Annotated in this window: 15 protein-coding genes; 6 read left to right on the top strand and 9 right to left on the bottom strand. The window is 70.7% G+C overall.

Annotation, left to right across the window (positions count from 1 at the left end; all coding sequences use genetic code 11):
* Positions 1-8: 8 nt before the first annotated feature.
* Positions 9-2,954 carry a Tn3 family transposase gene (locus AWX74_RS36425; RefSeq protein ID WP_091286333.1) on the bottom strand — a complete coding sequence of 982 codons (2,946 nt, stop codon included), beginning with the start codon at positions 2,952-2,954 and terminating at the stop codon, positions 9-11.
* Positions 2,955-3,330: 376 nt separating this feature from the next.
* Between AWX74_RS36425 and AWX74_RS36420 the strand changes: the two genes are divergently transcribed.
* Both AWX74_RS36420 and AWX74_RS36415 read left to right on the top strand, forming a co-directional pair.
* The gene (locus tag AWX74_RS36420; protein ID WP_242666582.1) at positions 3,331-3,915 is read left to right on the top strand and encodes a restriction endonuclease; all 585 of its coding nucleotides are present in this window, start codon (positions 3,331-3,333) and stop codon (positions 3,913-3,915) included.
* Complete coding sequence (locus AWX74_RS36415) at positions 3,912-4,148, top strand: hypothetical protein (protein ID WP_091286330.1); 237 nt, start codon at positions 3,912-3,914, stop codon at positions 4,146-4,148. Before AWX74_RS36420 ends, AWX74_RS36415 begins: the two co-directional genes overlap by 4 nt.
* A 61-nt stretch (positions 4,149-4,209) precedes the next feature.
* Here the strand turns inward: AWX74_RS36415 and AWX74_RS36410 are convergent, their stop codons facing one another.
* Entirely contained in the window at positions 4,210-4,428 is a 219-nt protein-coding gene (locus AWX74_RS36410) for a hypothetical protein (RefSeq protein ID WP_091286326.1), read from the bottom strand.
* A 495-nt stretch (positions 4,429-4,923) separates the two neighbouring features.
* Here AWX74_RS36410 and AWX74_RS36405 point away from each other — a divergent pair, with 495 nt between their 5' ends.
* A complete protein-coding gene (locus AWX74_RS36405; RefSeq protein WP_091286323.1) occupies positions 4,924-5,361 on the top strand; it encodes a hypothetical protein in 438 nt (145 codons plus the stop codon).
* A 733-nt stretch (positions 5,362-6,094) separates the two neighbouring features.
* Here the strand turns inward: AWX74_RS36405 and AWX74_RS36395 are convergent.
* Positions 6,095-6,391 carry a cell division protein SepF gene (locus AWX74_RS36395; protein ID WP_091286453.1) on the bottom strand — a complete coding sequence of 99 codons (297 nt, stop codon included), beginning with the start codon at positions 6,389-6,391 and terminating at the stop codon, positions 6,095-6,097.
* A 245-nt stretch (positions 6,392-6,636) separates the two neighbouring features.
* On the opposite strand from AWX74_RS36395, the gene AWX74_RS36390 reads away from it, so the two are divergent.
* The 3 genes from AWX74_RS36390 (at position 6,637) to AWX74_RS36380 (ending at position 9,113) form a co-directional block, all read left to right on the top strand.
* Entirely contained in the window at positions 6,637-7,296 is a 660-nt protein-coding gene (locus tag AWX74_RS36390; RefSeq protein ID WP_091286449.1) for a recombinase family protein, read from the top strand.
* A 195-nt stretch (positions 7,297-7,491) separates the two neighbouring features.
* Entirely contained in the window at positions 7,492-7,704 is a 213-nt protein-coding gene (locus tag AWX74_RS41830; protein WP_226933257.1) for a hypothetical protein, read from the top strand.
* Between the two features lie 1,097 nt (positions 7,705-8,801).
* Positions 8,802-9,113: a hypothetical protein gene (locus AWX74_RS36380; RefSeq protein ID WP_131799635.1), complete on the top strand. Its 312-nt coding sequence runs from the start codon at positions 8,802-8,804 to the stop codon at positions 9,111-9,113.
* A gap of 75 nt (positions 9,114-9,188) precedes the next feature.
* Here the strand turns inward: AWX74_RS36380 and AWX74_RS36375 are convergent, their stop codons facing one another.
* From AWX74_RS36375 to AWX74_RS40460, 6 genes are all read right to left on the bottom strand, one after another.
* Positions 9,189-9,566, bottom strand: coding sequence for a hypothetical protein (locus AWX74_RS36375; protein ID WP_091286310.1), 378 nt, complete (start codon positions 9,564-9,566; stop codon positions 9,189-9,191).
* The gene (locus AWX74_RS40470) at positions 9,563-10,642 is read right to left on the bottom strand and encodes a DUF6744 family protein (RefSeq protein WP_165615944.1); all 1,080 of its coding nucleotides are present in this window, start codon (positions 10,640-10,642) and stop codon (positions 9,563-9,565) included. Before AWX74_RS40470 ends, AWX74_RS36375 begins: the two co-directional genes overlap by 4 nt.
* 81 nt (positions 10,643-10,723) lie before the next feature.
* Positions 10,724-11,353 (bottom strand): hypothetical protein, encoded by a 630-nt coding sequence (locus AWX74_RS36365; RefSeq protein WP_091286303.1) that lies wholly within the window; start codon positions 11,351-11,353, stop codon positions 10,724-10,726.
* Positions 11,354-11,401: 48 nt separating this feature from the next.
* A complete protein-coding gene (locus AWX74_RS40465; RefSeq protein WP_091286298.1) occupies positions 11,402-13,027 on the bottom strand; it encodes a vWA domain-containing protein in 1,626 nt (541 codons plus the stop codon).
* Entirely contained in the window at positions 13,024-14,268 is a 1,245-nt protein-coding gene (locus AWX74_RS36355) for an AAA family ATPase (RefSeq protein WP_226933256.1), read from the bottom strand. The genes AWX74_RS40465 and AWX74_RS36355 overlap by 4 nt, the downstream gene beginning before the upstream one ends.
* Before the next feature lie 244 nt (positions 14,269-14,512).
* On the bottom strand, positions 14,513-15,692 hold a 1,180-nt coding region (locus tag AWX74_RS40460; RefSeq protein WP_091286292.1), incomplete at its 5' end, for a hypothetical protein.

The raw sequence follows: 15,692 nt of genomic DNA, 5'->3' as shown, positions 1-15,692 counted from the left end.
GCGCGGGTTCACTCGCTGAGCACCAGGCGGCTGGTCATGTCGAGCTTCACCTCGCCGTACGGGGCGACGTGGGTCCAGAACAGGGGCGTGAGGCCGCGTCGGTCGGCGTCGGTCAGCTGGTCGGTCCAGTCGTCGGCGAGGACGTCCTGGACCATCAGCGTGTTGACGTAGACCAGGGCGGCCTGCAGCACCCGCAGGCAGAGCACGGACAGCTCTTGTTCGTCGCGGCGGTTGGTGGCGATGTCGCCGCCCTTGCCGAAGAAGATGACGCTGTTGGCGCGGTTCCAGGACTCGACGACGTTGAGGCCTTCGTTGATCTCGCGTTGCAGGTCGCGGTCGCGCAGGTAGCGGGCGACGAACAGGGTCCGCTGGGCTCGGCCGACCTCGATCATGGCCTGGTAGGTGGGGTGGATCGCGTTCGTGCGGGTGAAGCGGCGCAGGATTGCCTCGGCGGAGGCAGTGCGGGTCCGGATCGCGGTCGCATATTTGATCATCTGGTCGTACTGTTCGGCGACCAGGTCCCAGCGGATCGGCCGAGTTAGCGCCGGCGTGAGCTGGGGGTAGGCGTCGGGTGCGCCGGCGGCGGGCCGATAGAGGCGGACCTTGTTGATCCGTTTGATGCGGGGTAGCAGGTCGAAGCCGAGGAGCCGGGTGATGCCGAAGCCGATCTCGGACTGGCCGTGGGAGTCGACGTAGTTGCCCTCGACCTTCATCGCCGTGTCGTGGCGCATCGCGCCTTCGACCATGGCGGCGACCTCGGACGCCGAGCAGGTGAGCAGCTGGGAGTGGATGGCCATGCTCTTGCGCTCGACGTGCCAGTAGATCAGCACGCCGCGGCCGCCGTAGCGGGAGTGCCACTCGGTGAAGATGTTCTGGTCGAACGCGCCGAAGTGCGTCGAGTCGCTGGCCACGGCGGTCGAACCGGCGCCCCAGACCTGCCGCTCGCGGGCGGCGAAGGTGGCGTTCGCGATCTCGATGGCGATCGTGCGGGCGAGCTCGGTGGTCAGGTAGCGGCGCCGGACGTAGCGGATGTCGTCCTCGCTGTGGCCGTTCTGCGCGGAGCCGGCGATCGCGCGGATGCCGGTGTTGGTGCCGTAGGCGTAGATCGCGAGCATCAACCGCTCGGCGAGGATCTTGGGGGGCAGGTCACCGCGGCCGGCCGCGGTGGTCGCGGCCGCGAGGCAGCCGGTGCGCAGCACCGCCTCCTTGAGCATGTCGATCAGCGGCACCGTGCCCCACCGGGACCGCACCTCGGCCTTCAGCCGGCGCAGGTTGCGCGGCTCGGGCGCGGCATCCAGGTCGCTCAGTTTGATCGGCCCGTTCTTGCCCCGCTCGGCGATCTCCAGCCAGGGCAGCTTCGGCACCGCGAGGTCGAGCGCTGCCAGCTCGGCGCGCATCTCCTCACGCAACTGGTCGATGAACACGGTCGGGTCCAGCGGCTTGCGCAGCGCGGCGTAGTGGCCGGCCCGGTCGGCCTCGAATCCGGCCGGCAGGTCCTCGTCGGGGTTGCGCCACTTCTCCGCGCCGACGACCCAGATCTCCTTGCACCGCAGACTGTCACGCAGCGCCTGGAAGGTGCAGATCTCATACACGCCGCGGACGACCCGCTTCGGGCCCTTGGCCGGGTCGGTGAACACCAGCTCCGTCCAGTCGCCGAGCAGCCCCTTGTGGGTCGGCACGGACTCGCCGGCCGGGAGGTAGGTCAGCCGGGTGTCGGCGTACCGACGGATCAGGTCGAGGGCGTCGAGAACCGGCCGATGTGTGTCGTTGTTCGACCGGAACTCCAACACCCCGAGCAGCGCGATCAGCCCGCGCCGGTAATGGTTGGAGTAGGAGGCCTTCAACGTGGTCTGCACGGTGCGCCGGTACACCGGCCCCTTGGTCTTGAACTCGTGCACCAGCTCCCGCAGCGTCTGCTCCCCGCCAGCCACGGCCGGGAACACCACCTCGCGGACCTGCCCGTCGGGGCTGTCGAGCGAGGCCTCGGCGATCGCGAACAGGATGTTCTCCTTGCCAGTCACCCGCTTGAACGCGTTGACCAGCTCGTCGGTGACCTTCCTGTCCGCCCGCGCGCCGATCCGGTGCACCGTCGAGATCAGCAGCTCGACGAGCGTGTCGGTGATCTCCTGAAGCCGGTGGTGCAGCAACGCCGCGAGTAGCGCCAGCATCAGCGGCTCGGGATGGTCACGCAGGTGCGACGGGGACTCCACCACCGCGCGAGCCCGCCAAGACGCCACAACCCGCGGGGCGACATCCGCGAACAGCCCGCCGGGCAGCTCGACCGCGCGGACCGCCCGCAGCTTACGGATCTCGGTGAGCATCGAGTCCAGACTGACGTTGCCAGGCACCGACTTGATCAGCGCCAGCACCGAGTCCTGACCGGTGTCGTCATCCGGGACATCGACCGCGACCAGCGCCCGTAGTCGGCCGGCGACGTCGACGGACAGCCGGCCGGCGACCCGGGCAGTCAGCGCCTGCTCCGCCTGATGCAGCGCCGAGCGCACGATCCGCTCAATCCGGCCTGCGGCTGGTGGTTCGATCCGCTCAGCGCGGCACCGCGCCAGCAGCTCGCCGCGGACCAGCTCCGAGCGCCGCTCGGCCTCGCACACATGGCCGGCCAGCCACTCGGCCAGCTGGTCCGCGTCGGCGACCGAGCACTCCCGGAAGCCCAGATGCTCACGAATCTGCACCCGGTGGTACTTGATCGTCCGGCCGGTCCACTCGTAGAAGCCCATGTCGCCCGGTTCGACACCGACTTGGCGGGCCACGTACTCCACAGCCTCGTCCGGCACCTCGCTGCGGCCCCGCGGGAACCGACCCATCTGCGTGAAAAACTTCAACATCACCGCGAAGCCGAGCCGCGTCGGCCCACGCTTGCCAGCGATCAGCTCCCGCTCGTCATCCACCAATATCCAATGCTCGACGAGCTCATCGAGATCCAGTGACCGGGCCACGCCCGAACATCATGGCCCGGCCCGCCAGGCACCAACAGCCCACCACCACAAGGAGGCACAACTAAAGATCACCCGCGTTTGCACCTGGTGACACGTTTCTTACCGGCACCCCATCTTGGCGCGCAGGATTGAAAACGCACGTTTTCGTCGTCCTAACAGGCGGGCGCGGGCCGGTTCTCGTGCCGTTTGCGTGACCGGATGTCCTCGCTACGTCGCCGAAGCACCCTCATGCGACGTGTTGTGCGCGAATAGTGAATGGGTGGCTTATCGGGGGTCTTCGTCGCCGCGTCGTCGTCCGAGTGCTCGCCGGGCGCGAGGGCGCCCATCACCCGGGCCGGGGTGGGGGGATCTGGCGACAATTGTGGTGTTCTGCGCCGTGGCTGTCGTCGTGATGGTCCAGGTGCTCGTGCAGGTGCTGGGCTGGTGGATGCTTCCGCTCGGGCTGCTCCTGGCGCTGGCTGCCGTCGGGGTCTGGCGCGCGGTGCGCGCCAGCCGGATCCGCGAGATCGGACGGAGGGCCGCGGCCGCCCATCTCGACACGTTGAGCCCGGCCAGGTTCGAGCAGCACGTCGCGGATCTCCTGACCCGGGACGGCTGCCAGCGGGTGCGGGTGGTCGGGGGCCGGGGAGACGGCGGCGTGGACGTGCTCGCCCACACCCCACGCGGGGCCCGGATCGCCGTGCAGTGCAAGCACTACCGCAGCCGTCCGGTGGGCCCGTCCGAGGTGCGGGACTTCAACGGCTGCGCGTGGACGGACCACCAGGCCGACATCGCACTGCTGGTCACCTCGAACCGGTTCACCGACGCGGCCGCGGCCTTCGGCCAGCGCCACCGCATCCAGATGGTCGACCGGGAGCTGCTGACACGGTGGATGGCCGGCGAGCGGATCCTGCCCGGCATCCCGGCACCGCGGCGCGGGCCCGTCGATGTCTCGCCTACCTCCGGAGAGGCCTCGCGATGATCGTGCTGTTCGTGTTCCTCGTGCTCCTGCCCGGGTTCGCGGGGCTGTACTGGCTGTCCCGCTGTGGCGCGGCGACCCGCTCGACCGGCCGGCTGTGCTACCGGCGGCGCCGGGGGCTGCTCAGCCGCTGCCACGACCACGGGTTCCAGCTGATCGCCCGCGGTGACCTTCTCGCCATCCTGTTCTTCGCTGTCGCCTACGGCGGCTTCAGCCTGTACAAGGTCGTCAACTAGGCGAGTCCCGCCGAGCACCCCTCGCCTGATCTTGTCAGGAATCGAATGTTTCTCGACAAGATCATTGCTGGGTGGGTGGGGAGGGGTCCCGGGACTGGGGTGGGGTGCCTCGCAGGACGCGTAGGAGTGTCATGGCGCGGCGAACGCGGGTGGCATCGCGACTGAACAGCGCGATGATCCCGGCGAGCAGGGTCAGGATGGCGTCGGGTAGATAGCGCAGGAGCATGCCGATGATGATCGGGAGCGAGGCTGCGGTCAGGCAGGCGGCGACGACGCTCATCGGGATGCCCTCCGCATCGCTGCCGCTACCATTCCGGCCGGCGTGAGCAGGCACGGCCATGGAGGGAAGGCGCGGATGCCCTCGCATCCCGGTGGCAACGACTGTTGTCGTCGGGAAGCGCCGGGGTGCTGGCACGGTTGCCTCGGCGCTGTGGCCTCACCAGAAATTGGCCGCTCCCATGCATGGGAGCGGCCAATTTCTGGTGAGGTGGTCTCTCCGTGCCGGCAATGCTCGTTGTCGCATCGCGCGGCTCCCCGGACGGTCGACAGTCTGGCCACCAGAAATGACCCGTCCCCACTAGTGGGGACGGGTCATTTCTGGTGGCCATTCACACAGCCGGGTCTGTACACCGGTGTACGGGGGTGCAGCTGGAGGTCGGCTCGTCCTCGGCGGCAACAGTCGTTGCCGCATGCCAACCACGACGTGGTGACAACGTCTCTCCCGGACTTCGGCAACGAGTGTTGCCGCCGAGGTGGTGCTGGCTAGCGTCGGGCTGTGGACGATCTCGATGCGGTCTGGCGGCTGCTCGCTCTGCCTCCGCAGGCCACCGATCCGCTGGTCCGGCTGGCCGCGATGGCCGAGGCCCAGCGGGTGTTGGTCGCCGCGGTGGACCGCACCGTCCTGGCCGCGGTGGAGGCGGGGGCGAGCTGGGGGGAGATCGGACGGGTCACCGGCCGGACCCGTCAAGGCGCCCGGCAGCGCTGGATCCGCCTCGTCGCCCCGCCCGCGCTGGCTGAGACCCCGGATCCGGTGGTGTTCGCACCTCCCGCCGAGGACGAGCTCGCCCTGCCCCGCCCGTGGGATCTGCGTCCGCCTCCCGGCGGGAGCTGGCCCGAACTTCCCAGCGCGGCGCTTTCCGCACGCATCGCCGTCCACCAGGCCCGCCACGACGAACCCCCGGACGACCCCTGGCCGCCTTACCCCGTGCGCTGACCCGACGGCGCGAGCGCCGCACCACCACTCACGATCTTGTCGGGAACGGAACGATTCCCCTTGAGATCGAAGTGACGCGGTTCGCGGCCTGTTCGTGACGGTGGCGTACAACCTCCTCCATGACCGACAACGGGGGAGATCGTCAGCGGAGGCAGGAAGGCCCAGACCGGCGGGGGGATTTGCTGCTGGTGGGGGCTCTTGCGGTCACGCTGATGGGGCTGCTCGCGGGGCTGCTGGCCTCGCTGTTCGCGCTTCAGTCGGCCGACGAAGCGCAGCGAGTCATACGGGTCATGCAGTCGCCGGCGACTGACTCACCGGCGGTGAGTCGGTCGCCTACAGCACCGTCGACTAGTCATTCGCCGGATACGACGGGGTCTACAGAGATGCCGAGGCCGCCTCTGGGAGGAGGGTCGGACCGTCCGACCGCGGCAGCCGTCCCGCCGATTGTGATCAACAACTATCCGCCGGGGGAGTCCTCGGGGGGAGACAGCACCACAGGGGTGATCACCGCGATCGGCGGAGTCTCGGTAGGGCTGATCGGAGCGACCGCTGTGCTGCTGCAGTCGCTCACGAAGTGGTCGCAGCGTCACCGGCCCGTGACCTCGGACAGCGGCGAGGGGGAAGACCCGCCGGCGGGGAGTTCCTGATCGACACGCGTTCTGATCTTGTCGGGTATGGAACGCTTCCTGGACAAGATCAGGCGAGGGGTGGCGGGTGTGGGTCGGTGTCCTGGTCAGGATCCGTAGCGGTGGCGGAGCTGGCGTTCCTGCTCGGGAGGCAGGTCTCGGGTGGTGACCAGGAAGACGCCGGCGCCGAGCTTCTGGGCGTTGGCGCGCAACGCGAACGCCGCGCCTACCGCGTAGTCGTGGACCCGCTGCGCGGTCGCGGTGTCGATGGCGCGTAGGTCCATGATGACTGCGCCCTGGTCGCGGAAGGTCTCCACGATCCGGCCGCAGTCGGAGAGGTCCTCGGCCAGGACCGTGTCGGGTTCTCTCGGCTCGTCGGGTGTGGTCACCGCGGTGGGTCTCATGCACAGATTGTCGGCCGGCGGGTGGGGTTGGCCGGCTTCGTCTGGCTGACCGAGTCGGTGCTGCTCTCCGATCACCACCGCGCCCGCTCTGTGATCTTGTCGGGTATGGATCGTTTCTTGGACAAGATCAGATGAGTTTGCCGCCATGCGGCCACGGTCCGGATTCTTGACTGAAAAACGTGTCAGAAAGTCTCCGTGTCGGACAACGGTTCTTGGACCGTTTTTCGTACACTTCGATCATGACGATGATCGGTGGGTCTGAACTCGAGGGCCTGGACGACCCGCTCGCCCCTGAACCCGCCCTCGCCGGCGCGCTCGTCGGCTACGCACGGGTGTCGACCGCCGGGCAGAACCTGGACCGCCAGACCCGAGCCCTGGCCGACGCCGGCTGCATCCGCGTCTTCGCCGACAAACTGTCCGGTCGCAGCGCCGACCGACCCGAGCTGACCGCGTGCCTGGACTACCTACGTCCCGGGGACGTCCTGGTGGTCCCGAGCCTGGACCGGCTCTCCCGGTCCCTGCAGGACCTGATCACCCTGGTCACCGAGCTCCGCCGGCGCGGGGTCGGGTTCCGGTCGCTGCACGAGGCGCTGGACACGACGACCCCCGGCGGTCGGCTGGTGTTCCACGTCTTCGCCGCGCTGGCGGAGTTCATCCGGGAGCTGATCGTGGAGGGCACCCGCGAGGGCCTGGACGCCGCGCGGGCCCGCGGGCAGCGCCTCGGCCGGCCACCCGCCCTGTCCACCGAGCAGATCCACCACGCCCGCGCGCTGCTGGCCCAGCCGGACGCCACGGTCTCCTCGATCGCGCGGCTGCTGGGCGTGAGCCGGTCCACGCTGTACACCCACGTGCCCGAGCTCGCCAACCGCGGCACCCAGATTCGCCCGCCGGCGGGCGCGCGGTGAGCGTGGCGCTGCGACTGGTCCGGCGGCGCTGGATGGCGTGGTGGAAGTGACCGAGCGGTCCTCCCGCATGTCCTGCAGGGGCTGGGCGGTATCGGTAAGACGCACCTCGCCATCGAGTACGCATACCGCTGCCAGGCCCACTACGACCCGATCTGGTGGATTCCCGCCGACTGGCCCGAGCTGATCCGCAACCTGATGCCGCACGGGCCGGGCCAGGTGCTCGTCACCTCGCGCAACCGCAGGTGGCAGAGCATCGTCGACATGATCGAGGTCGACGTGTTCGATCGTCGGGAGAGCCTGGAGTTCCTGGACCGCCGGGTGCCCGACCTCGGCGAGCCGACGCGAACAACCTCGCCGAGGCGATGGGGGACCTGCCGCTGGCGCTGGAGCAGGCCGGGTGCACTGTAGTTCGAGACCGGTATGGATGTGCGCGAGTACCTTCAGCTAACCCGCAAGCGGCCTTCCTTCGAGAGACCGAGAATCTGACTTCCGCGATTGGTTCCAGCACCCCAAGGGGCCTCTTCCACTACACCTCTCGCCGACTCCGGGAATGGGTAGACACTAATTCCCGGCCGCGAAAACAGCGATGCCGACACGGCCATTAGCGGCGGGAATTAAAAGCAGAATGGATATCTATCCTCCGCCCGTGAATTGGGCGTTACTCCCATAGCTATCGTAAATTTCATCATCAGAAATGGTGGCCCACCAAGACCCCCACTTTGGTGGGGTCGCACGCCGATGTTCCCAGGAAGAGCCACATGCGGGGCCAACTATCCCGCGAATAACGCCACAGCTCTTGTTCGAGCGTTGCTCAACGGTTGAGCGTTGGTTGTTTTTTGCTCTGGTAGCGGGGCGGGCCCCGATGCGGAGCCGTTCGACCCTGTGAGGTGATCGCTAGCAAGCTGCTCACGCAAGATCACCAGGGCTGCCACGGCCCCCAGGTTGCGACCGGGGGCCGTGGTCTTTGGCTTCGCCCCTGGGTAGGGTACCGAGAAGCCCAGAGAGGGAGAAGCACCCCTCTCAGTGGTAGAGGATAGCAACCGCGAGCCGGTTTTACAAAGCTCTCACGAACCCTTGTTTGCTATATAGAGTCTCAACCATAATGGTGCGGCCAACCCTAGAGCTCTCCTATAGCACGGTTGTTCTCATTTAACCGAAGCAACGTGAAAGCTCTTCAAATTTTACGCGACACGCCGTCGCAGGTTCTTGCATCGACGCACCGACTGTGCTAATCTGCTAGATTTTCATTTCCAATAACAGGTTAGTTTGTGCATTCTCCGGAAAACTTTGCGAATCGGCTTCCACGCGGTGGGCCGGTAGAGTGTGGACTGTCCGTCAGGCCGCTCGTTGCGCTCCGTTCTCTCGTATGAGGGGAAGGAGAGAGCGACCGAAGGGCACAAGTAACGCGCAGTCCCCTGGGTAGGCCCGGCTGGTTGCGTCCTGGGTGTCCTCGGGCGCAACCAGTACGGGGAAGAAGACCGGAAGAGTGTTTAGGGAGAAGCACCATGCACGATGACCAGACGGGTCCTCCTAGACGGTGGTGGACCCGCATCTCGTCGCTGACAGTACTGGCTGCTGTCGCGACCTACCTTGTCGTGACGGACGGTTTCGTCGTCCCGCTCACGGCGCTGCTCGTCGAGCTGGGCCGCGGGATCCTCGTCGCGTGGGTGGAAAAACGACGCAATAGGGCCAAGCGTGCCCACATCCCCGCCCCCCGGAGGCCCGTCCACTCGCCACCGACCCAGCGGGTCGGTGGCGAGCACATCGAAGAGGTCACGGTCACGATCACGATCCGGAGCGCCAGCCGTAACCGGTAGTACTCCGTACATGCGTCACGCTGGGCCGCCCGTCCCGTGTATCGGCACGGGACGGGCGGCCCAGCGTGACCAGGATCAGTGGTCGGAGTCGTCCGGGTCGGGGAGGCCTGCAGCTCGCGGTCCTGGCCATGAGCGGCTTCTCCTCGGGTCTGGGCGGGTGGTCAGGTCGGTGGCGTCGCGGACCGTGGTGAGGGCCGGCCCGCCGCAGTCGGCGCAGGCGCGGACGTGGGCGGTGTGGGGTGCACACAGGCCGGCGCGGGAGCCGTCGGTGTAGACGATCTCGTAGCGGATCGGCTGGCCACACAGCCCGTCGATCCGGTCGGTGCCGGCGAGGCCGCTCATCGGGTTCGCCTCCCAGTCGCCGGCGTGGAACGCGCAGACCGGCCACCGCCGGCGGCGGCCGGCGACCACGACGTGGTGGGGGTGCACAGCGGGCGGGGCGTCGGGGGTCACGGCTGCTCCTGGAGCTGGTCGGCCGGGGTGGTCTCGGTGTCGGCGGCGCTGATCATGAGAGTGGCCATCTGGGCCTGGATGAGCCCGAGGGTCGCGTCGGTGGTGGTGAGGTGGGTGTCGAGGTCGGCCTGGTACTGCTCGGCCGCCTGCTTGACGGCGGTGTAGCGCTGGTGGAGCAGTCGGACCTGGTACGGCTTGGGGCCGTCGGCCTGGACCCGGGCGATGTCACGGGCCAACGATTCGAGGTCGGCCTGGGCTTTGGCGGCGAACGCGCCGTCGACCATGCTGCGCGTCTCGGTGGCGTCGGCGAGGGGGACGCGGGTGAGTTCGGCGCCGAAGCGGGCGGCGAGGGTCCGTAGGTCGGCGAGCGCGGCGGCGTGGCGGCGGTGCACGAAGTACACCCCGGGGTGGATCCGCACCGCGGCGAGCACACGTTCGACGTAGTCGCGGAGCATCTTGCGGAGCCGGTCGGCGGAGACGTACTGGCTGCGGGTCCGGTAGTCCTCCGCCACCCGCATGATCAGCTCGTTGATGGTGTCGCGTTCGGCGGGGTCGAACGTGTCGACGGTGTCCTGGTCGGTGGCCAGTGTCATCGTCCCGGAGCCCTCGGGCAGGCTCGGGTCGGTGGCGCGGACGAACTCGGCGGTGGCGACCCGGACCTCGTAAGAGAGGGCTTCGTCGCCGTGGTCGGCGAGCTCGCGCACGAGGTGGCGTACGACCCGGGCCTCATCGCGGGCCACGTTGCGCATCATCAGGGTGACGGTGCGGCCCTGGCTGGCGTGGGCGCGGCCGCGGTGCCCGTCGGGGGCGTATCGCGCCTTCGCCGCGGACGTGGCCTTCTCGAACGCGGCGTCCTGGCGCGGCGGGCCCGGCAGGAACCCGACGTCCAGTCCGAGCTCGGTGAACCACTCCCGCAGCTCGGTCTCGCCGCATTGCTCCACGTCGGTGACGTTGTAGATGACCAGATGGCCCAGCAGCCCCTCGCCGTCCTGGCCGCCGGCGGTGGCGGCCAGGTAGCGGTTCAGGTCGGCGTTGCTGGTGGTGAGGTCGGGCGGTTCGGAGGTCGGCGTGGTCACGGTCAGCTCCCGTGGTGTCGAAAACACTCGTTCTTGTCAGCTCGTCCGGCCCGGGCCGGGCCGGACGAGCTGGTGGTCCGGTCAGGCCTGCCAGGTGAGGAGGGACTCGGCGGGGATCGTGACGACGATCGGGGCGGTGGTGGGGCGGACGAGCAGAGCGGTGTGGTCGGGCAGACCGGACAGGGTGTCGGCGAGGTCGGGCCACGGGCAGCGGCCGCGGTGGCGGAACAGGACCTGGGTGGGGAAGGAGTCGAGGAGCTGACGTGGCGGGTCGGGCTGGGTGACGACGAAGGTCACGTCGATGCCGGCGGCGTCGACCATGGCCAGGTCCTCGGGGGTGGTGCCGCCCAGGACCGGATGGGTGAGGGTGTCGAGCAGGTAGGTGTCGTCGATGGTGAGCCGGATGCGGGAGCCCCGCGGCTGGTCGGGGGTCTGCGCGAGCCACCAGGCGGTGTCGAGCATCTTGGTGGCCCCGGCGGGGTAGGTGGTCCGCCAGTCCGCGACGGGGTAGGTGCGGTCGCGGTGGCGGTCGTGGATGACCCAGCGGGCCGTGTCGGCTGCGGTGATGCGGGCGGCCAGGACGGTCTTGCCGGTGCCGGCGTCGCCGGCGAGCAGGATCCGCCCGTCGACGGTGAGCAGCTGCCCGTCGGCGGTGTGCCCGATCGGCACCTGCGGGCTGGTGGGCAGGTCCAGGCTGGTGGTCAGGGTCATGTCAGTCCTCCTCGGACGTGATGGGGTGTGCGGGGCCGGACGGGCTGGTCAGATGGTGCGGAACAGGTCGGCGGTGGCGTGGGTGTCGTGGAGGTCCTCGATGCGGCGGACGTCGTCGCAGATCGCGTCGAGGTCGGCGGGGTCGTCGGCCCAGTCCCCGACGGTGACCGCGAACACCCGAAACCCGAGCCGGTGCCGGCGCTGCTTCCAGGAGGCGATCCAGGTGGGGTGCAGCTCCGCGGCCCCGTCGGTGATGATCACAATGTCGGCCCGTCCGCGGCCGGTGGCGTTGAACTCGGCGTCCAGCAGCTCGGCCGCGGCGTCCAACGCCGGGGGGAACACGGTGCCGCCGCCGGGGAACAGCTCGGCGAGCTGGATCTGGTCGGCCAGGTCCACCGGCCGGTCGGCGGGGAACACGATCGGCTCGCACGGCTCGGTGGAGAACAGGACGGCGGCGAACGCGCGGGGTGGGGTGGCGGCGCGGGCGGAGTCCAGCAGCGCGAGCGCGAGGGCCTTGGCGTAGGCCTCCCCGGTGATGCCGTGGGCGTCGTCGTTGGTCATCGAAACCGAGCAGTCGATCACGGCGATGATCGCACCCTGGGCGTCGTGTTCGACACCGCGCTGGTCGTAGACCATCAGCTGCCGGTCGGCGTAGCGGATCGCGAACTGCGCCCGCAGCGCCGGTACGGCGAGGGCCACCAGCTCGTCGGGGACCAGGCTGGCCAGGTCGTCGCCCAACGTCACGCCGACGTACTCGCCTTTGGCGTGTTCGACCCGGCGGGATCGCTGCGCGGTGGCCATCTGCCGGAACCGGCCGATGAGCTGCGCGAACTCGGCGAGTTTCCCGCTGCGCAGCTTCCTCGCCAGGCGCATCCGCTCATTGGCGTCCAGTCGTTCGAGCTGGCCGGGTTCCACCCCCCACCGGGTCGCCGCCGCGGCCTGCGCGACCAGCTCGGTCTCCGCCTGGGCGGCCGCGGCCCGGGCGGCGGCCCGGACCCGGGCACCGTCCAGGCCGTCACTGTCCTCCCCGGCGTCCGCTTCCTGCGCGGCCTGGGCGGCGGCGGCCGCGTCCGCCGCCGCACCGTCAGCGTCGGCGATCGCACGCTGCACATCGACGACCTGGGGCTGGTCCACCTCACCGTCGGGGTCCCCGTCGACGCTGTCGGCGGCGGCGTCGAGTGCCCGGCGCAGCGCCGCCGCGGTGGCGGTCTCCTCCCGGCGGGCTTGGCGCAGCTTCGCCCGTGCCCGCTGCCCCGCCGTGCCCTGCGGGGCCTTATCCAGCTTCTCGATCATTGCCCGGACCACGGCGGCCTGCGCCAGCACGGCCATCGCCGCCAGGTACGGGTCCCCGGTCGACAGCCGGCGCAGGTCGCGGTGTTCCGGGCTGCCCAGCTGGGCGGCCAGGATCGCCCGCGCCGGCCGGCGGGCGTCCTCCACCTCGCCGGCGTCGAGCAGCTGCGGGCTGCGGGCGTAGGCGGCCAGCCACAGATCCCGCGCCACCCCGGGGATGCCGAACCGGGCGGTCAGCGCGGTGTCGACGTCGCCCAGCGCGGTGCACTCGTCGGCGATCTGCTCCCAGACCGCCAGGTCCGCCTGATCGTCGGTGTGCACCAGCGGCGCCGGCCGCCGCGTCCACGGCGCGGCCGCGGCCTGCAGCTCGCCAAGCCGGGTCACCGCCGGCCCCCCGCCCGACCCTCCAGGCTGGGGATCTTGTCCGCGTCGACACCGAGGGCCTCGGACAGCAGCCGGGTGTAGACGTGCTGGGCCCGGTCCGCCGCCCGCTGGTACGGGCCCAGGGTCCGCCCGGCCCGCGCGGCCGCGTCCCGGATCGAGAACAGCCGCTTCGCCGCGCCGGCCAGCTTCGTGTTCTGCCCGACCGCCCAGTCCATCAGCTTGCCGTCGTCGCCGGCGGCCACGAGCTTGTCGAGCTCGGCGGCGATCCGGTCCACCTCATCGGCGAGGTCGGCCAGGTCCCGGTCGTCCGGCGACAGGTAGCCGCGCACCACCCGGTCGACCGTGCCGCGGTGCGCCGGGGAGTCCCACAGCACATGCGCGAGCACCGCCAGGTCGTCGACGGCCACCTGGTCGCGGCCGGCGAGCCAGGCCGCGCCCTGCAACAGCCGGACGGCCTGCTTCCACCGCCGGTCCGAGCTGGTGATCTCCCGGCCGCGCAGGTCCGCGCGCAGGTCCCGCACCGCGACGATCACCTCGCCGGGCAGGGCCACCGCCGGCACCAGAGCGGCAACGGCGTGCTGCACGTCGGCCAAGGCCACGGTGGTCCGCGCCGCCGGCGGGCCGGTCGTGACCGCGGAGCGCAGCAGCGCGTCGAACGAGTCCGGTTCGGACAGGTAGTCGACCTCCATCCGGATCAGCAGCCGGTCGTACAACGCGGCGGTGGTCTCGTCCTCGGCCAGCTCGTTCGACGCGCACACCGCGCTGACCAGCGGGCAGCCGATCGGCGCACCGCCGGACTCCGGGTGGTAGATCCGCTCGTTCAGGAACGCCAGCATGCTGTTCAGCGCCGCCGCGGAGCATTTGAAGATCTCGTCCAGGAACGCCACATGCGCGCGGGTCGCGTGCCCGTCCAGCACTTGGCGGTGCTCACCGCGGGCGGTCAACGCGGCCAGGTCTACCGGCCCGAAGATCGCGCTGGGTGCGATGAACTTGTGCAGCAGGATCTCCCAGTAGGTGGCGTCGGTGAGCCGGCCGGTCAGCTCCCGCACGATCGCGGACTTGCCGGTGCCGGGCGGGCCCAGCAGCAGCGTGTGCTGCCCCGCCAGCAACCCGGTCACGATCATCTGGATCTCCGTGTCGCGTTCCTGGAACAGCGCGCCGACCTCGGCCATCACCGCCTCCAGCCCGGCCCGCAGCCCGGCCGCGGTCCCTGCCGGCCGCTGGCCCTGTATCTGGTGCATTCGCCTGTCTCCCAACGACGTTCACCTGGCGGGGGCACACGCCGTGTGGCGCACCCCCGACGCTAACCGATCATGACCATGAAGTCAAAAACGAACGTTTTTAACGCTCGGATCTGTGACGACCCGGACTGACGACCCGGGCTGAGGAGCGGGTGCCACGGGTCTTCCTGCGCTGTCTCCGTGGAGGATTCCGGGTTCCTCCGGCTCGCGGGCCGGAGGAACCCTGTGGTGCTGACGGTGCTGGTCAGCGGTCCGGGTCGGCCGGCGGGGTCCTGGGTGTCCGGCGGCGGGCCGCGGGCCGGGAGGTCTGCTCAGCCTGGAGGGCGTCGCGTTCGGTCTCGGCGCGCACGGCGCGTTCGCGGGCCTGGTCGAGCTGGTCGCGCAGCGCGGCGAGCTCGGCGGTGGTGGCCGCCCGCAGGGCGGTGAGGTCGGTGGCGAGGCCGTCGCGCTCGCGAGTGAGGGTGAGCACCGCGGCCTGGGCGGCGCGGGCGGTGTCCTCGGCGCCCAGGCGGGCCTCGATCTCGCTCTCGGCGCGGGCGGTGGCGGCCGCCGCCCGGTCCTCGGCCGCGGCGGCCTGGGCGCGGGCGGTCTCCGCGGCCGCGGTGGCGCGGGCGGCGGTGGTGGCCTCGGTGCGCCAGGCCTGTTCGGCGGCCGCGGCCCGGGTCTCCGCCGCGGTGGCCGTGTCCCGGGCCGCGGAGGCCTCGGCGGCGGCCTGGGCGGCCCGGGCCTGCGCGTCGGCGCGGGCGTCGTCCGCGGCCTGGGCGCGGCGCCGGGAGTCCTCCGCGTCGGCGACCGCGGCGGCACGGGCGGTCTCGGCGGCGGTGGCCGCCGCCTGGGCCTGGTCGCGGTCTGCGACCGCCGCCGCGGCGGCGGCCCGTGCCTCCTGGGCGGCGGTGGTCGCGGCGGCCGCGGTCTCCCGCGCCGTGGCGGCCTGCGCCTCGGCCCGCGCCGCGTCCTCGGTGGCGGCGGCGGCCTGCGCGACCGCGGCGTCCCGGGCGGTGCTCGCCGCGACGGCCGCCTCCCGCGCGGCCTGGGCCTCGGCGGTGGCGGCGGCGACCTGGTCGGCCGCGACCCGGCGGACCTCCTGCGCCTCCGCGGTCGCCGCCGCGATCCGGGTGGCGGCCGTCGCCTCGGCAGCCGCCACCGCGGCCTGGATCCCGGCCGGGGTCAGCTCGGCGGCCAGACCGTCCGCGAGCCGGTCCACGTACATCCCGAGGCGGTCCATCACCTCCTCCACCGCGGCGACGTCCCCGCCGACCCCGCCGGCGGCGCGCCGGGCCGCCCGGGCCCGCTTCGCCTCGTCCTGGCACGTCCGGCCGGTCTCGACCGGGTCGCAGTACCGGCGCTTACGGCCGGCGCCGCCGGACCGCTGCGGCACGTCACGGCCACACCACTGGCACGGCAGCACCCCCTGCACCCCCTGC

Origin of the sequence: Parafrankia irregularis, assembly GCF_001536285.1 — a bacterium.
Lineage (GTDB): Bacteria > Actinomycetota > Actinomycetes > Frankiales > Frankiaceae > Parafrankia > Parafrankia irregularis.
The sequence above is the reverse complement of the archived record's forward strand: the minus strand, read 5'-3'. Positions and strand labels throughout refer to the sequence as shown.